Annotated in this window: 16 protein-coding genes; 7 read left to right on the forward strand and 9 right to left on the reverse strand. The window is 39.3% G+C overall.

The window, feature by feature from the left end; all coding sequences use genetic code 11:
* Nucleotides 1–16: 16 nt before the first annotated feature.
* Nucleotides 17–1,489: an alpha/beta hydrolase family protein gene (locus I6N95_RS03910; protein ID WP_209525044.1), complete on the reverse strand. Its 1,473-nt coding sequence runs from the start codon at nucleotides 1,487–1,489 to the stop codon at nucleotides 17–19.
* A 1,161-nt stretch (nucleotides 1,490–2,650) separates the two neighbouring features.
* Here I6N95_RS03910 and I6N95_RS03915 point away from each other — a divergent pair.
* From I6N95_RS03915 to I6N95_RS03930, 4 genes are all read left to right on the forward strand, one after another.
* The gene (locus I6N95_RS03915) at nucleotides 2,651–4,105 is read left to right on the forward strand and encodes an adhesive domain-containing protein (RefSeq protein ID WP_209525045.1); all 1,455 of its coding nucleotides are present in this window, start codon (nucleotides 2,651–2,653) and stop codon (nucleotides 4,103–4,105) included.
* Between the two features lie 17 nt (nucleotides 4,106–4,122).
* Complete coding sequence (locus I6N95_RS03920; protein WP_209525046.1) at nucleotides 4,123–4,428, forward strand: hypothetical protein; 306 nt, start codon at nucleotides 4,123–4,125, stop codon at nucleotides 4,426–4,428.
* 12 nt (nucleotides 4,429–4,440) lie between these two features.
* A complete protein-coding gene (locus I6N95_RS03925; RefSeq protein WP_209525047.1) occupies nucleotides 4,441–5,073 on the forward strand; it encodes a WxL domain-containing protein in 633 nt (210 codons plus the stop codon).
* Between the two features lie 101 nt (nucleotides 5,074–5,174).
* Nucleotides 5,175–6,239, forward strand: a complete 1,065-nt coding sequence (locus I6N95_RS03930; protein ID WP_209525048.1) for a WxLIP family cell surface protein — start codon at nucleotides 5,175–5,177, stop codon at nucleotides 6,237–6,239.
* 408 nt (nucleotides 6,240–6,647) lie between these two features.
* On the opposite strand, the gene I6N95_RS03935 is transcribed toward I6N95_RS03930, so the two are convergent.
* Both I6N95_RS03935 and I6N95_RS03940 read right to left on the reverse strand, forming a co-directional pair.
* Entirely contained in the window at nucleotides 6,648–6,884 is a 237-nt protein-coding gene (locus tag I6N95_RS03935) for a DUF3788 family protein (RefSeq protein WP_209525049.1), read from the reverse strand.
* A 137-nt stretch (nucleotides 6,885–7,021) separates the two neighbouring features.
* Nucleotides 7,022–7,729 (reverse strand): AraC family transcriptional regulator, encoded by a 708-nt coding sequence (locus I6N95_RS03940; protein ID WP_245249242.1) that lies wholly within the window; start codon nucleotides 7,727–7,729, stop codon nucleotides 7,022–7,024.
* Nucleotides 7,730–8,170: 441 nt separating this feature from the next.
* Here I6N95_RS03940 and vanC point away from each other — a divergent pair, with 441 nt between their 5' ends.
* From vanC to vanT, 3 genes are read left to right on the forward strand one after another with little or no spacing between them, the layout of a single operon-like run.
* Nucleotides 8,171–9,232, forward strand: a complete 1,062-nt coding sequence (gene vanC, locus I6N95_RS03945; RefSeq protein WP_209525051.1) for a D-alanine--D-serine ligase — start codon at nucleotides 8,171–8,173, stop codon at nucleotides 9,230–9,232.
* Entirely contained in the window at nucleotides 9,204–9,782 is a 579-nt protein-coding gene (vanXY, locus tag I6N95_RS03950; protein WP_209525052.1) for a D,D-carboxypeptidase/D,D-dipeptidase VanXY, read from the forward strand. The genes vanC and vanXY overlap by 29 nt, the downstream gene beginning before the upstream one ends.
* A complete protein-coding gene (gene vanT / locus I6N95_RS03955; protein WP_209525053.1) occupies nucleotides 9,775–11,880 on the forward strand; it encodes a membrane-bound serine racemase VanT in 2,106 nt (701 codons plus the stop codon). The genes vanXY and vanT overlap by 8 nt, the downstream gene beginning before the upstream one ends.
* A gap of 145 nt (nucleotides 11,881–12,025) precedes the next feature.
* On the opposite strand, the gene I6N95_RS03960 is transcribed toward vanT, so the two are convergent.
* The 6 genes from I6N95_RS03960 to I6N95_RS03985 all read right to left on the reverse strand — a co-directional run bounded on the left by I6N95_RS03960 (nucleotide 12,026) and on the right by I6N95_RS03985 (nucleotide 17,283).
* Nucleotides 12,026–12,640, reverse strand: coding sequence for a DUF6273 domain-containing protein (locus tag I6N95_RS03960; protein ID WP_209525054.1), 615 nt, complete (start codon nucleotides 12,638–12,640; stop codon nucleotides 12,026–12,028).
* Between the two features lie 312 nt (nucleotides 12,641–12,952).
* Entirely contained in the window at nucleotides 12,953–13,960 is a 1,008-nt protein-coding gene (locus I6N95_RS03965; RefSeq protein WP_209525055.1) for a WxLIP family cell surface protein, read from the reverse strand.
* A gap of 15 nt (nucleotides 13,961–13,975) precedes the next feature.
* Nucleotides 13,976–14,581 carry a signal peptidase I gene (lepB, locus tag I6N95_RS03970; RefSeq protein ID WP_209525056.1) on the reverse strand — a complete coding sequence of 202 codons (606 nt, stop codon included), beginning with the start codon at nucleotides 14,579–14,581 and terminating at the stop codon, nucleotides 13,976–13,978.
* 22 nt (nucleotides 14,582–14,603) lie between these two features.
* On the reverse strand, nucleotides 14,604–15,269 hold the full coding sequence (locus tag I6N95_RS03975) for a hypothetical protein (RefSeq protein WP_209525057.1): 666 nt from the start codon (nucleotides 15,267–15,269) through the stop codon (nucleotides 14,604–14,606).
* A gap of 11 nt (nucleotides 15,270–15,280) precedes the next feature.
* A complete protein-coding gene (locus I6N95_RS03980; RefSeq protein WP_209525058.1) occupies nucleotides 15,281–16,345 on the reverse strand; it encodes a WxLIP family cell surface protein in 1,065 nt (354 codons plus the stop codon).
* Nucleotides 16,346–16,542: 197 nt separating this feature from the next.
* On the reverse strand, nucleotides 16,543–17,283 hold the full coding sequence (locus I6N95_RS03985) for a WxL domain-containing protein (protein WP_209525059.1): 741 nt from the start codon (nucleotides 17,281–17,283) through the stop codon (nucleotides 16,543–16,545).
* Nucleotides 17,284–17,319 lie beyond the last annotated feature (36 nt).

The raw sequence follows: 17,319 nt of genomic DNA on the forward strand, positions 1-17,319 counted from the left end.
TCCTTATTTAACACCATCAATTACCAGCTTTTTTTTCTGTTCTTAATGAATACAAATCGTACTCTCCAGATGGTTGATTTAAGTACGTTAAGGGTTTGTTCTTTAAATAATGATCAAAAAAATCTAATGTATAGTGATTAACTAATTGATGGGTTTGGCGAACATCACTATTGAGGACAACGCCAAATAACTGAGGTGATAGTAAATAGAAGTCAGAAAAGCTCAGATGATTGCTATTTTTTAACACCAACCAATAGTTACCATTTTTAGGAACAGATTGATTTCGCGCCTGAAATTCGTTTAAAAAAGCGGCTTGCTCTGAACGGCTTGCCCCTGCCGCTTTTAGTTCTTGATCTGTATATTCCTCAAGTGGTTTGATACTTTGATCCGCACTTATCTGCAGAAATGGTTTAGTTAAGCCTGTACTAGGAATTCGCTCTTCTCCGTATAGCGCCCCATCCATATTAATCCCCGCTTTAACTCGATCGTCAACAAGTAAGGCTTGAAGCGTTGTGGCGCCGCCAAAAGAATGGCCAAACATGCCGATGTTTGCCAGGTCTAAGTGGTTAGAAAAACGGGGATCTTGTTGATTTAGCTCCTCAATTTTATCTAAGACAAATCGGCTATCTGCCAACCAAATTTCGTTTAACGCATCCATCTTTTCAAACATCTTTGTGACATCCGTTGCTTGGTAACGCTGGTCAAAATAATGCACGCTGCCGTCCAGAAAAATCGAGGCCACGCTTTGATAGGTATGATTAATAGCAACAACGACATACCCTTGGCTTGCCAACTCTTCTAACTGAAAGGTGTTTTGATTCTCATATCCCATAAAACCATGGGAAAAGACTAAGACAGGGTACTGTTGCTTATCATCAGACAATGACACGGATGCTAAACTTCTCGTTTTCACTCGTTTTAAATCATTTGTCAAAAATGATGGCACTCCCATCACTTCTTTCAAGCTTTTCGAAAATGGTTCGCTTTTTTCAAAATAAGGCGCAGTCTCTCCTTCGGTTTCATCTGTTGGGTACCAGACCTTAACCATAATGGTCCTTGGTTCCTTCGTTTCAGGGAGAGCGTCTTCTAGGCGATTAGGATCTGTCCACTGATAACTGAGTGTCCCTACATGATAAGTGCCTGTTAAGTCAGCAAATGTTATGGGTTGAAATAACCAGGGAACTGCTAAAGCTAGGCAACCACTCACTAGAATCAAGCCACTTAAAATCAGTTTGAGCCAACGTTTTGATATTTTTTTTCGTGGCCGTGTTATCAGTCTAAAAATAGCTACCTCCGAAACGACGACTGCCATCAAGTAGGTGATCAGCATTTGCCAACGTAGCCCTTCAAAGATACTATGTAAACTCGTAATAATAACGACACCAGATAAAACTAGGATCAATTGTCTAGGTGATTCTAGCTTTTTGAATGTGAATAAAAGCAAGACTAGCCAGACAAATAAAAATAAGAGTACTTCGAATAATTGCATAAAAAAAATCAAACTCCATTCCATTGTTGTTTTAGTTAACATAATAAATCATTGCGACTCAAAAATCGACTCGTATGTCTATTAATATATTGTATATTTAATCAGAACAAAAATCAATAAAACGACCTATTAACATCAACTTTTATGCGTTTTAGATCTAATAAAAAATTAATGTTTAACAAAAAATATGCTCCCTTCTAAAAGAAGGATTGTAAGTAAAGAAACAACCTTTTGATTGCCTAACGATAAGCAAAAGGTTTTTACAACTCGTATATCCACCATGTGAACAACTTTCTTTTTTTTAGACCTAGATGAGTTCACTCCACGCAAACCTCTGAAAAGAACTAGTTGAATGACTGTCGACCGCTTCTATGCTCGTTTATCATTCTAATTTATTTTATTATAGCTTGCTGCATTCCCTTTTCTTACTTTTTACTGCTATTTTTATCGCTAAAACTAGCATCGTCGTACACGTATAGCATAAGTTTGTTAGCAATATTAATGTAAAATATTGAGTAAATATATGAGATGACGATCAGACTACTCGCTTAACAGAACGCTAAAAAATAACGATACACCTCAAACTATCATTTTTTTGTTATAAACATAAATAGAATAACAAAAAATAACATTTTTTTTACTATTCAATAAAAAATCAGTCAAAACACCTCTTTTCACAAACCTTCTATTTTCGATTTCAACCTACTATCAGTTAATCCTCCCATTAAAAGAATTTTTACAAACACTTTTAAACGGTCACTTGAGTCTTTTCTCACTATCTACGGCCAACATGATTTTAAAACGAACTTTAAATAAAAAGTTTTATCACACTATCCAACTAACACAGATTCAATTTCTGTGTCAATCTTTTAATAACACAGATAATGTTAATTGCGAATATTCGATAACAGTTATATTTATAAAGGTTAAAACAGAGTTAAAATAACAATATAACAACTAATTATTTTCAATCAATATAAACAAATTACTAATTTCATCAATTGGTTTTATTTGTATTTTATTACTGCTTGATTTTATAATAAACATGTAATTTTGATCCACGTACAAATTAAGTTTATGTAATTAACTCTTTTACATAAATCTTTGAAAGAAGGTGTTGATAAAGTTTGTTAAAGGCAACTTAGAAAGGACGAATGACAGATGAGAATTGAAGGAGGACAGAAAAAAAAGAAACTTGTAGCAAAAATTGTAACAGCTTTTTTTAGTTTGGTTTTAATTGTCCCTAGTCTGGCTTGGATTTATCCATTAACAACAGAAGGGGCCGTTTTAAGTGTGGAAATTTTGGATAATTTAGCAGTTAACAATACTAGTGGTACTACTAATACCGTTAGGTGGCCCACTTCAACAGTAAACCAACCAGTTACCTTTACGATAACTGGTAAAAATTTGGCAACTGTCTCTGTTAACTTAGTTGGATCAAGACAAGCAGTCTTGGTTATTCCAGCTGAGTTAGCAAATCGTGTTGTACCACAAGTTGGTGTTAAAGGGACCGCTGATATTAGAGTCTTGTTGGATTTAACCAAAATATCGGCCGTAGTCAATATCCTGAATCTGGTCACTACCTTACTTAATACAGTAGACACCATCCTCGGAGATAATCCTCTATTGTCAGTCAATCTAACAGGATTTAATAAGGCCGTGGCAGATGTTTACGATTTAAGAAACTTTATGACAGCTAGCTTTCCAGAAGATTTAACCCTTTCCAACGGCGGTCGTTCACTGACTATGCCTCTAGATAAAGGCTTAGGCCCAATTCTAGCTAATGAGTTATCCAAACGACTATCCGCATTGTCAAAAGCCGCCTCTGAGTTAACTGTCACTGGTGCTTTGCCTCCAGTTAACGTCATAGCCAATGCCACATTAAAAACGGTGGTAACACCATTAACTTCAGCTATCAGTACCTTGGTAACGGAATTAGCCAACCCCCTTGGGGCAACTGTCCAACAAGTGGTGGATGCAGCCGTTTTAGGCGATACCACTATTAAGATGCCCACATTAGTTAGCGGACCAACAACCTTAACAAATGACTATCAAGCTCAATTTGTCGGAACAGTAATTAAAGCATCTTTAATCGATATTAATCTACTGTCAAGCTCAGCAAGTAAAACGTCTATTTACTTTTCGGGAGAGCGGCTCACATTTCAAGAGTCCCTATTACCTAATTCTTTAAACTTTGGCAGCCATCTAATTCAAACCAATAGAGATGAAACTTTTACAGCAAAAGAAGGCACCTTTGATACAAAAGGGATTGTTTCATTAACTGAAACACGGTTAGGTACCAAAAAATGGCAAGTCAAAGTGAATCAGGAATCATGGCAGAATGCTGGCAAACAACTTAATACTCCGCGGCTCAAGATATACGGCGGAGCCTTAACTAGTAACTTTTCTGCCGGACTAGTGACAGGGATTAATCAAAGTGCTGTTGAGTTGGTAGCTAATGAGCAAAAAGAGGTTTTAAGTTTGGCACAAACGACAGAAACCGGACAAGTTTCACTCGATTTATCAAAATTCGAATTATTTATTCCCAAAAACACCCCAAAATACAAAGGAAATTACCAGACGATCATTCGTTGGACTGTCACTGAGAGCCCCTAATGAAAGGAGTAATGGGCATGTTAAAAAAAATGTTACTGACAATTGGCTTGTTAGCTTCATTCTTAATAACGGTTCAGACAGTTTCAGCTGTTACGACTGGACAAGTCAGTTATTACGGAGAGGAAAGTTCCACGGAAGCATCATCCACAGAAACAAGCACCACGGCTCACAATGAACACGCGGTAACACCGACACCGCCTACCAAACAAAATTTACTTCAAACAAGTGACTCGGTTAACTACTTATTTTCATTAATGGGCATGATACTGATTTTAATTGCCGTTTATGACCTACGAAAAAATTCAAAAATAAAAGGAAATTAGGAGGAATCTACAATGAAAAAATCATCATTAATTTTAGGAACAGGCGTCATTATCACAGCCAGCTTAGCACTTGCTCAGACCAGCTTTGCAAAGGATACGACTGGTCAAGTCACCTATCAAACAGGAGGCGTCATTTTAGATCCTGATCCTGAAGTTGGGGAAGTTGGCGTGTCATTACCGACAGACTTAAATTTTGGGTCTCACCAGATTCAAACTAAAAAAGATGAAACCTTAGTTGCAACAGTTGACGGAAATCAAACTTCTGCATTAACTAAAGGAGCCGTACGCGTAAGAGACAATCGAGGTGACACAACTCCTATTGGTTGGAATATTAAAGTAAAACAAGCCACTCAGTTTACCAGTGTCGATAGCGCGAAGTTGTTATCAGGTGCTCAGTTAAGCATTACTACAAATCCAACTATTAGCAATAGCTTCAATACAACGACTGGCCTGACTGCTCAGACAAATTTAGTGTTTGATGAGATAGATGAAGAAAAAAGCATCTTTAGCGCCTCAGCAGGGAATGGGAATGGTGAATCTACTTTAAATCTAGAAAAATTCCAATTAGATGTAGCTAAAAATAATCAAAAAGTAAAAGAAAAATATCAAACTACTCTCGTTTGGACCATCTCAGAAACACCTTAATCTGCTTGATGTTAGTTGGAAAAAGAGACTGATCTCTATTTTCAGTCTCTCTTTCTACTCTTTTTCTTACAAATCGACTTAAGAAAGGAATGATTATTGTCATGAAAAGCATCAGAATACTAGTACTACTTATTTCAGCGTATTCCTTTTTTTATCTGTCAAACATTGCCCAAGCAGATTCTTTAGATAGTTTTGATGTTGTAGGGGACCTGCCAGACAATCAACTTGATAAAACCGTGACTTATTTTGATTTGTTGATGAAACCAGAGGAAAAACAAACGCTAAACTTGCGCCTAACCAATCGTTTAGACACGCCAATACCTTTAGAACTGTCCTTTAATAAAGCTCTGACAAACGGCTCAGGAGTAGTAGAATATTCTGGAAATTTGCAAGATACATCAACCTCTGATACTCCGAATATCGAGGATTTGGTAACATTAGAGGAAACATCGCTTACCTTAAAACCTAAAGAGACCAAAGCTATTCAATTACAGATCAATATGCCAAAAGAAACTTTTAGCGGCGTATTGGCTGGAGGGCTTTATATTAAGCAAACCGCCTCTCAAAATGAGCAAAAAGGCAATGTGACAAACTTACTATCACGGGAAATTGCCGTGTTGGTGCGAACCGATAAAACCGCTGTCAAACCAGAACTTAAAATACTCAGTGCCTCGGCCTTACAAGCAAACTCGCGAAATGTCATTGAAGCAGTCGTCGAGAACACAACTGCCACTTACATTTCCGATGTCACTATTGAAGCAAAAGTGACGCAAGATGGGAAAGAGGTTTTGACAGATAAAAAAGAGAATATGAAGATAGCCCCTACCAGTCAGTTTCACTATCGCATCCCTCTCTCAGGGACTTCTTTTGAAGGAGGAACCTATGACGTCAACCTAAAAATCACCTCTGGAGATTCTCAATGGATGGGAAGTCCTAGTTTTACGATTGAAAACAAAGAAGCTCAGTCACTTAATAGACAGGATGTAAGCGTTCAAGCCGCTAAACCAGCCATACCTTGGTCAACCATCATTTTAGTCAGTGTTCTTATTATCTTTATGATTGTCCTGTGGTATGTGATGCAATATAATCGACAGTTAAGGCAGTCACTCGCGAGTAAACGCAAAAAAAGAAGCCACTCTCGTAGACACAGACAGCGAACTTCATAGGCAAATGCCCGTGATAGCGATCATGCAATCACGGGAATCTGATGATTCACTTGCCGAATAAACTAGAAATCGCACGAATGAGTGCTTATATTTTCTTACTTGGCCTTTATCTTATAGTCTATCGATTGATAAATATCAGATAATTGGCTTTCGTTATAGACATCGATTTTAAGTGTGGTTTGTTGACTGCCGTTGACCGGTGTGTTTGAAAAATCTTGTTTTAATTCATCGGCAATGTCAAGATCAAAAACACCCTGTCTATTTTTTTCATTGAAATGAGTTGCTATATAGTTCCCATTAAATAATCATCCTTTACCGTTAAACTTTCAGCCAGAAAAAAGCTGAAAGCACCACTCTTGGCGGATGATTATGCGCATTATCCAATGGAACTATATGTTTGATTATTTATCAGGATGTATATATCACGAAATGACCATCCTCTGGGCTTCCCCAAAATACCGTTTTTTTCTTGCGGGTAACCTTCGCAAGCCAATCGCCATCTCTATAACAACGCCATTCCAAACCAGCATCAAAATCTGATAATTTTTCTACTAATATTTTATACGCCGAAAAACTCTCTCCTAAAACAAGACATAAATTTCCGTCAGTTGGCTCTATATGTCGATCTTTTTTAAAATTTATCATCGTATTTTATCCTCACTTTTACACGCTTTTTTGATAGGTACCCAGTACTCAAGAATGGCTTTCTCTATGCCATCTATGGCATGGACTGAAATATCCGGACCATTGTCATATTCGTAACCGCTTGTTGGTAGCCATTCTCAAATCACACGCTTCCCCAACTCTTGCGTTTCTTCAATGGTTTTCCCCTCATATGAAAAAATGGCCCAAGTGTAGGCATCAACCAGATATGCTTCCAAAGATTCCTCGATAGGCGCATCTGATGCAACCGAAATCAAGTATCGCCAGCTCTCAGTATTTTCATCTGGTATCATGATTTCTAATAATCTAGATGGGTCTTCTCTGGTTAACCTCTTTAGCTTCTGAATGATACCATTACTCTCGGCAATTTCCCAAATTCGCTCAACCGGCTCAGCCATATCTGCAAAATCGCCATAAAGGGGAACAGAAATACCTACAACACGAAAGGCTTCTTTTGTTTCAATCCTAAATTCCAGACTCTCCATTCCTTTTATCACTATCTGAAAGTTAAGAGGTGAATAAGATTTAACTGATACGCCATCTAATTTAACAAGTGACGGTGCCACTCCATGCACGCTCTGAAAGGCGCGATTAAATGCCGTCGGTGAGCTATAGCCATATTTTAAAGCCACATCTATGATTTTTAGATCAGCTTTTTTCAAATCCGTCACCGCCAACGTCATTTTCCTACGGCGGATGTATTCTGATAAAGGTATTCCGGTCATATAGGCAAACATTCTCTGAAGGTGATAAGTAGAGCAGCCTGCTATTTTAGCAAGGTCCTCGGTATTCAACGACTCTGCCAGATGGTGTTCTATATGAAGCATTGCCTCATTCATTCTGCCTATCCAGTCCATTTTTAATCATCTCCAATGCTCGTCATATACTTCATTATAGTCACGACAAAATATATTGTCCTCTCTTTTCGCATCATAATTAGAGAGTTGGAGGTGAAACGGTTCGATTATGATGCCTACGAAAGTCAACTTGTTTTCTCATTTTTGACGTTAAACTGGTGACAGCTATTATAGAGCCCATACAGATAAGTAACACTCGTTACCATCTTTAACAACACTCCTATGAGGGACATGTTAACGCATGCCCTCTTTTCTGGTCTTCAATTTAGACTAACGCCGATCGTCTCTTCATAATTTCGTAAGAAACTTGAGTGAAAAACTTAAGGGAATCCTATGAGATTACATAAAAAGTCCTCCTAGCAAGTTGTTATGCTTATAGTGACATTAAGGATAAAGAAAGGACGATTAATTATGAAACAGGTAGGTGTCATTTTTGGAGGAGCTTCACCAGAGTATGAGGTATCTTTAGAATCTGCGGCAAGTGTCTTAGAGGTTTTGGAAGGACAAGCTTATGATGTCAGTAAGATTGGCATTTCGCGAAATGGGACTTGGTATTTAGTTAAAAGTGATCTAACAGCAATCCGCGAAGATCGTTGGCTAAATCAAGAAACTTGTCAGAAAATTTTACCGGACTTTAGCGGCCAAGGCTTTTGGTTGTCGGAAGAAAAAAAATGGCTAACACCGGATAGTTTGTTTCCCGTTCTTCATGGCAAGTATGGTGAAGACGGGTGTCTTCAAGGTCTTTTAGAAATGATGGGGGTGCCTTATGTTGGGTGTGGTGTTGCGGCCTCTGCCTTATGTATGAACAAATGGTTGCTTCATCAATTCGCTGAAAGCATTGGCATCAAAAGCACGCCGACGTTAATGCTAACAGCCCATGAAGACACCACTAAAGTGGATGCTTTTATTGAGCAACAGGGCTATCCGCTTTTTGTGAAGCCTAACGAAGCTGGCTCTTCAAAAGGCATTAGTCAAGTCACTCACTCAGCAGGCCTTCAAGCGGCTCTAGCTGATGCCTTTCAGTACTGCACCGAAGTCATTTTACAAAAAAGCGTCTCTGGTATTGAGATTGGCTGTGGCATTCTAGGAAACGAAGAATTAACCGTGGGAGAATGTGATGAAATTTCTTTGGTTGAGGGCTTTTTTGACTACACAGAAAAGTATCAACTAGTGACGGCTAAAATCTTAGTGCCGGCTTCACTACCAGTAGTCATCAATCAACAGATTAAAGAGCGTGCTCAACTACTTTATCGGTCACTTGGTTGCAAAGGACTGGCCCGGCTTGATTTCTTTTTTACTGATGAAGGTGAGATTCTACTGAATGAAGTTAATACGATGCCTGGTTTTACAGCCCATTCCCGTTTTCCTGCCATGCTCGCTGCTGTGGGATTTTCGTATCAGCAAATCATCCAAACCTTACTAATCTTAGCTGAGGAGGCTCACTATGAGAAACATCTTCTTACAGTTAGTTAATCGCAAGCACCCTATGAAAAAGGTGAATGAACCTGATCAGTTAGTGACCTCACCTTTTTCAGAAAAAAAAGTTTCCCTTCAGCCAGAAGTAGCTAAACAATTTCAGTCCTTGGTAGTTGATTTAGAGTTAGCAAATGAGATTGTCCTCTTAGATGGTTATCGCACAGCTTATCAACAAAAAAAACTTTGGCAGTTTTCTCTAGCGGAAAATGGGAGGGAATATACGGAAGAATTTGTGGCGCTTCCTGGTTGCAGTGAACATCAGACTGGCTTAGCCTTGGATATTGGCTTAAAAGGGGCACAACACGATTTGATCTGCCCAAACTTTCAAGAGAGCCCGATTGTCACAAAATTTCGACAACAGATGATGAATTATGGGTTTATTTTGCGCTACCCTCAAGAAAAACAAGAGATTACTGGGATCGGTTATGAGCCTTGGCACTTTCGCTATGTCGGATTACCTCATAGTCAGATTATTGAAAATCAAGGTTGGACACTAGAGGAATATCTCAGCTTCCTTCAGCAACAGAAAGGACTTGACTATGACTAAGGAAAACCAAGGAATCCAGCAGTTTCGACTAATTGCCGCTGTGATGGTTATCGCCATTCATTGCTTACCTTTTCAACAGCTATCACCTGAAATGGATGGACTAATTACCTTAACCTTGTTTCGGGTAGCCGTTCCGTTCTTTTTTATGGTAACAGGCTTTTTCGTTTTAGGCCCAGCGCTTGAAAATACATATCCAGCACGTTTTCGACTTCGTTCTTTTTTGAAGAAACAGTTAGGGCTTTATATGGGGGTGAATTTATTATTCCTACCTTTGGCGTTCTATAATGGTTCACTCTCGGGAAATACGCCCTTCTCAAAATTGATACAACTCGGTCTTTTTGACGGGTTCCTCTATCATCTATGGTATTTTCCTGCCATTATCACGGGTGTCATCCTGCTTACTTTTTTGATGAAGAAACTGTCTTTTCCGATGATCAGTGTCATCGCTATCTGCTTATATCTAATTGGCTTAGGCGGCGATAGTTGGTTTGGGATCATCAAGCAAGTTCCCCTGTTAAACGATTTTTATGCCCGACTTTTTCATTTTTTCGGTGGCACTCGTAATGGGCTATTTTTCGCTCCATTGTTCTTATGTTTAGGGGCTTTTCTTTATCGACGAAAAGCCGAGCTTAAACCAAAAAAAGTGCTGCTATTTTTTGCTATAGTAGCACTTTTATTAGAAGGTTATCTCCTGCATCGTTTTAGTCAGGTCCGGCATGACAGTATGTACCTGACGCTACCGCTGGTAATGGTTTTCCTTTTCCCCATAATTTATCAGTGGCAGCCAAAGCTCAAATGTCGTAAGGCAACGGATCTCTCACTTGGGCTTTATATACTACATCCCTATACGATCGCCATCACCCACTTTATTAGTAAAAAATGGCACTTACTTAAGGATAATTTGCTGAATTTTTTACTTGTCTCAGTGTTGACATTTGTGGGGACTGTCGGATTACTTTTCTTAAGAGAAAAAGTTCTCCTGAGTAGGTCTACTAAAAACGCGCTGCCATCATCACGAGCGTCTAAAACCATTTCAACTGCTGGAATTCTTCACAACTTGCGTGAGGTTCAACAGTTGGTCCCCAAAAACACCAAGATCATGGCAGTCATTAAAACAAATGCCTACGGGTGTGATTCTCTTCTTTACGGGAAAATCTTGGAACAAAATGGTGTCGATTTTTTTGCCGTAGCGACACTCGATGAGGCAATTTCCTTGCGAAAGGCTGGCATCAAAAACAAGATATTAATTTTAGGTTACACCTCTCCAAAACGAATTAAGGAAATCGCAGACTATCCCCTGATTCAAGCCATTATCAGTGAGGATCACGCTCGTAAGTTGAATCAGCAAAAAATCAAGATTGCCTGTCATTTAAAAGTCGATACTGGCATGCATCGCTTAGGAGTGAAAGCAGATTGCCAGCTGATTCGCGCACTCTATCAGTTGCCTTATTTGGATATTCAAGGTATTTTTTCTCATCTAGGTTCGGCCGACCAGCTGGATAAGCTGTCTGTTCAACGAACAGAAAAGCAAATTCGGACTTACGACCAACTCATTGCTAGTCTGCGAGCACATCGAGTAGCGATTGGATTGACTCACTTACAGAGCAGTGATGGGATTTTAAATTATCCGAAATTGACTTATGACTATGTCCGTCCAGGAATTATCCTTTATGGGATGTTGAGCAAGGAAAGACCTCTGTCGACTGCTAGTTTAGCGTTGTGTCCTGTGATTACCATCAACGCCCAATTGATCTATAAAGCGAAGATTGTCGCTGGCGATCCTATCGGTTATGGGATTGAGACTGTTTTTCCCGATACGCGAATGATTGGCGTCGTAAGCATCGGCTATGGCGATGGGATTCCACGAAGCTTAGCTGGTGATTTTTCTCTCAGCCATGAAGGTCAACCCCTTCCTCAAGTTGGGCAGATCTGCATGGATATGTTGCTAGTCGATCTAACTCGTAGTCGTGATATTGCCATTGAAACCGAGCTAACAGTTATTTCTGATTTCCCGCAAAAAGCGACTGAACTGGAGTCTATTACGAATGAATTACTCAGCCGTTTGGGCAACCGCCTTGACTTAAGAATCGGGCCTTAGCTTACTGGTATTTGGGTAATCAGAGCTACAACAAATACCGTAGGTAAATTGAGAGTATCGGGTATAACAGATATCCGTAGAGCTTTATTTAGTTACATGATCCCCTGGCGATTTCCGTTTTTTCTAACAGCGCTTAAAGGGCAACCTAGAGCTTAAGCCATAAAGCAGGCCGCACACCGCCTGTACATTTGCCATCACTGATATTACCTTTTAAAACATTGTTCCCTTGTATGCCGATATTGCCATCCGTTCCATGAACATACACGGCCTTTAGATTCACACGACCAGGTGAGCGTAGCCACCACCACCAACATCCGTTTTTCCCGTGAAGTTTCGCTAGTCGCTTATGATTATTTTCATCTTTTCGTTCAAACCAATATCGCTGGTTTTTCCCTGGGTTGTTCAGTTTTGAACTGCTATCACCAAAATAAAGACAGGCGACTTCCTGAAGACTTAATAAAAAGATTCGATCTTCTGTCTCAACGCCACCATTAGTTTTATACCAGTGATTATCTTCATTTTGATTGGTTACTGGTATAATTCTCGCTTGATCTTCGTTTGTGAATGCATGTAAAAACTCGCCATTTAAATAATTTCTCAAAGCGCAATCTGCCCAAGTAATGTCTTCATAGGCATCATGGTAAGCTCGCTGATCTATAATCGTTTCTGTAATTAGCAATATCGCATCTGCTTGCTGATCTAAAATGCGCCAGTCATAGCCACCAAATGTTAGCAGCGAACCAATTTTATCGTTTTTCATTGTAATCTCCCTTTTAAATTTAGGACTATTCTTGATCTTAATATGTAAATGTAGTCTTATTTTTCTGTGTTATTACCAAATATAATACCATAACACGTATCGCCAATGAACAGAAAATGATGAGTATAACGATGTTAACCGTTCCCTTCACGTTAGTAGGTAATACACCCATCCCACAATTAAACTGACACTAACCAATACTTTTTTCATAAACAATTTTCCTCAAATACATATGATCCATATAGACCTAGGAGTACTTAGACCTCTGGTTAAATCTATTGTTTAGACGTTGCCCTTTCCCGTCCGTCTCTATTAATTTTTGATAATCACGATATATAACACGCCTGTCCCAACAATCAATAGACCGACAATAACCACAATGATTAACCAACTACTATTTTGTTTTGTCGCATCTTGACTAGTTTCTACTGCTGGTTTGTCAGTTTTCTCTGCTTCAATTGTAAAATCTTCCACCCACTGCCAACTTTCATCTCCTACCTTAACCGTGGTTTTAGTTTGATATTCACCACTGTCCAACTCAACATCTAACGGAATACTCATCACAGAATTAGGGGCCATCTTAACTTTTTCCAATCGCTGTTCTCCGAGAACCTTCTCTGAGTCTTTCGGCGTGACTAATGTTTCAACGGTCATCTCTTTAATGATCCGTGGCGCTTGGTTACTGAAATTCAAACTCACGATAGGCTTACTTTTGGCCTCTACTGTTGTATCCATCGATTCAAATGCAAAGGCGGGAAGCTCTTCAGTTTCCCTTATCGAAACTGAATAAACATAAGCATATTGATTATTGATGGAAACCGACTCGTTTAACGTCTTCGTTTCATCAACTTCTTGTTCTAACTGTACCCCACCTAAAATCACCCCTTGAATTGAGTCAGTTGGCATTTTAAGAGACATCTTTAAGGTTGTTTTGCCATTTTTAGGTAACTTAACACTAGCGGGTGCCTTGAGAATATCTGTCAATCCGTATGTCAAATTTTCTGTATTGGGATGCTCGCTCGGTCCATAATCAATCACTCCTGCTCCTGTTGTGGTAGCATTGTTGATGCTAACATTAATGATTAAGTCTTGATCTGTCAAATTAGTCAGTTCGGTTTCTAATACTTGCTCCTGACCTTTCTCCATCTTTAAATCAAAGAAATCCCCTTCTTTGAGTTGGTTTTCTGGTACTTTGTTCGCATAGGTAAAACTCATGCCCGTTTCTTCATTTTTTTCAGCAGCGTCTGCTCCCGTCGCTAAACAAAATCCTAAACCAGCAATGGTTAAAGCGCCTAAAATACTCCTTTTTATCACTCTCATAGCCGTCACTCCTTTTTAATAATTTTTGATAGTATCCAGTGGGTATATCCTCGTTGTCACTATACCGATAATTTCTGATTGTTTAACAAACTGGTACTCACGGCTATCTGTGGCAGCTTGTCGATTATCTCCCAAAACAAAATAATAGCCTGACGGCACTCTGGACTTGCCTGTCAATTCCTCTAAAGTAAAATCCGCTGTCAGATAACCTTCGACTAATTCGGCTTTACGATTATTTAGATAGCGCTCGCTTTTCCCTTGGCCATTGACAAACAACTGGTCATCCTGATAATAAATCTCATCACCTGGTACACCAATCACCCGTCGAACTGATCGTTCATTTGTCTTATTTGGCGTCTTCAGATAAATCAATTCAAATCGTTTAGGCTGTTGTTTAGCGATTACTAACACATCACCATTAGAAACCTCTGGCATCATTGAATAGCCGGTCATCTTGCCAAAAGAAAAAAACAACGAGCCTACACCAACTAGAATGACAACCATCATTAAAAAAGCTAACCCTAGTGCTTTTAATTTGCGTATTCTATCAGTTGAACGAGACTTTTTCTGATGACGCGACGTCACCGAACTCTTTCGTGTTCTTTTTCTTTTTTTTGCCATTCACCAACACCTCATATTCAGCCTATTGTTTCTGAGCCAAAGATTTTTCATCCACTTGATAAAAAGCTAAGACTTTGTTTTGACTTTCTTCGACTCGTTCAATGTCTTGTATGTAACTATGCAATAATTCCTGGTCTTCTTTCAGCACCTCGGCTTTTTGCGAGGCCAAGTTAACTCCTAACTGTCCCATACGTGCATAATAACGGTTTAACAGTAATTGAGATTCTTTTGTTCCTCGATCACTGCCTTTTTTTGATGAAAAACTAGCCATTCGTACTGCTAATGTATGGATATTAGCATTTAGCTTCTCGTCATTCTCACTACTTTCTATGGCATTCAGTTGCTCGGTCATCTGATCAAGTAAGTAATACCCCGTCACAATATTCTCCGTATCTGCTGCTGTCATATTCGTCATTTGATAGTACTTCGCATAACCACCGATCCCACTGATCACAAGTGTCATGAGCAACAACCAACTCCCACTTTTAAATGCAGATTTTTGCGTTTTCGTGTAACGATTTTTTTGGCGACGCCACTTTTTTTTAGCAGATCTGCCTGTTGGCTTTCCTCCTAGCTTCCTTAGCTGAGAGCGAGCCCGAAGACTCGCTGCAAATGATAGAATCAGTAGTAACAGGCAGATAATTCCTAAGGATATGGCGCCGATAATGAGCCAATCTAAGTTAATCATAACCAAACCTCCTATTTTTTACGTTTTTTTGAACTCGTCGTACCTTTCTTCTTGCTTACGAGGCGAATAACAAAGATTCCTCCTGCCACAACTGACAAGCCAGCAACAACAATCAAAGCAATCATCTTCCAATTTAAACCGCGTTCTTGCACAATATTCACATCACCTTGGTTAAACTTATCCGCATCTTCATCGGTAATCTCAAAATCTTCTACCCATTTCCATTCTTTATCACCATTAGAAGCTGTTACGGTAGCAGTGTATTTCCCAGCGACCATCTCTTCACCAGCTAAGCTGACAGGGTAAGACATTAACGTATTTGGCGCCATGCTCATATTCGCCTTTTTGCTTTCATACAGAACTTCTTCACTACCTTTTTTTGTTATCATCGCATCTAAAGTTAAATTTTCAACTTTGACCGCTGTCGTATTGGCCACATCTAAGAAAATAGCATTCTTATAATTAGCTAATTCAGGATAAACTTTTTGAAGTGCCAATTCTGGGCTGATCTCTTTGTCAGTCATTGACAATGTAACACCGAAAAGATAGGCTACTTTATTAACGATCGTCTGGCCACCTTCACCACTTCCTTCAGCCTCTACTTGCCCAGCCTTTTGCATTTCAATTCCACCTGTGACAATGCCATCGTAAGCAATTTCTGGCATCTTAATCGCCAAGATCAAATCGGCCTTCCCTTTTGCAGGGACCTTGATAGAATCAGGGATCGTCACTAAATCTGGTAAGTCATACTCCATAGATGAGTCTTTTTTAAAAGCACTTGGGCCATATTCTAAAATACCATTGCCGTTGGTACGTGCACCATTTAGCGATAAATCAATGGTTATTTCTTCGTCACTGTAATTTTCGAGTTCAACGGTTACTTCTTGTTCTTGCTTAGGATTCATCTTTAATTTCAGTGCCCCACCTGGTGTTAGCTGATTCTCTGGGTAATTAATTTTGTAACTATAACCTGTTGATTCAACTGCATTCTCAACCTCATCGGCCTGAACCAATGTTGGCAATGCTCCTACTGCTAAAACTGCTAATGTCATCAATATTTGTTTTAATTTAATCATAAAACTAGCTCCTTCTTTTTACAATTTTTTTGTTATTTAATTTTGCTTTTTTTTTAGGCTCTCAGCAACTTCGACAATCACTTGTATACCGGAGTTGCTCAAAGCCGAACAGCTGATCAATAACTCCAGTGGACTATGGTCCACTGAGTTATTCTCAACTTAGTTACTACTGGGCTATTGAGCGTTCGATAAATGGCTTAGTCTAAGTTTGCGATCGTCCATGTGATATCTGCTGTGTACTCTTCGTCTACTGAAAGTGGTGTCGACGCTGGCACTGTTAAGATAACTGATTTATCCATGTTAGCATCTGTTGAAGTTCCATACTCAACGGTATAGGTTCCCCAACCTTTGCCTGCTGCTGCATTGGCAACGGGAGCTGATGTGCCATCAGATTCTAATAAAACTGTCGCATTTGTTTGGATCTCGCCTTTATCGGCTTGATCAGAATTTAAAAACGGATTTGCAAATGAGATTGTTGCGCCACCAATTTCGTCTTGAGTTGTTTCACTTGTAAATTTCTTCGTCATGGCCGCCGATAATTGCCAGCCTTGTTTAGTGGAGCCAGAACGTTTATCTGTCACTTGGACGTAATTACCACGCTCAACTTTCTCACCATCTTTTGTAATGGTCGTTGCTTGTGCTTCATAAACACCCGCATTGGCTGAAGGAGTTAAGGTTTGTTCGCCAAATTTAAGAACTGAAACAAAATCAACTGACAACGGTCCTTGTTCTGTTTGGGTCGTGCCTTCACCTGGATCAACTTCTACTTCTTTGCCTGGATCTTCTGGATCTGTTGGACCTGTAATAGATTTGTCTTCTAAGAAGGTCACCGTTCCTTTACCAGTTAAGTCTTCACTTGCGGCCAAAGCTTGGGGAGCTACCATTCCTAATGCTAATGATCCTAATAATACTGCACCTGCTAATTTTTGTAATTTCATTATAATATTTCCTCCTAGAATTTTTCTGTTTTTTTA

It is taken from the genome of Vagococcus allomyrinae, assembly GCF_017829975.1.
Classification (GTDB): Bacteria; Bacillota; Bacilli; order Lactobacillales; family Vagococcaceae; genus Vagococcus_D; species Vagococcus_D allomyrinae.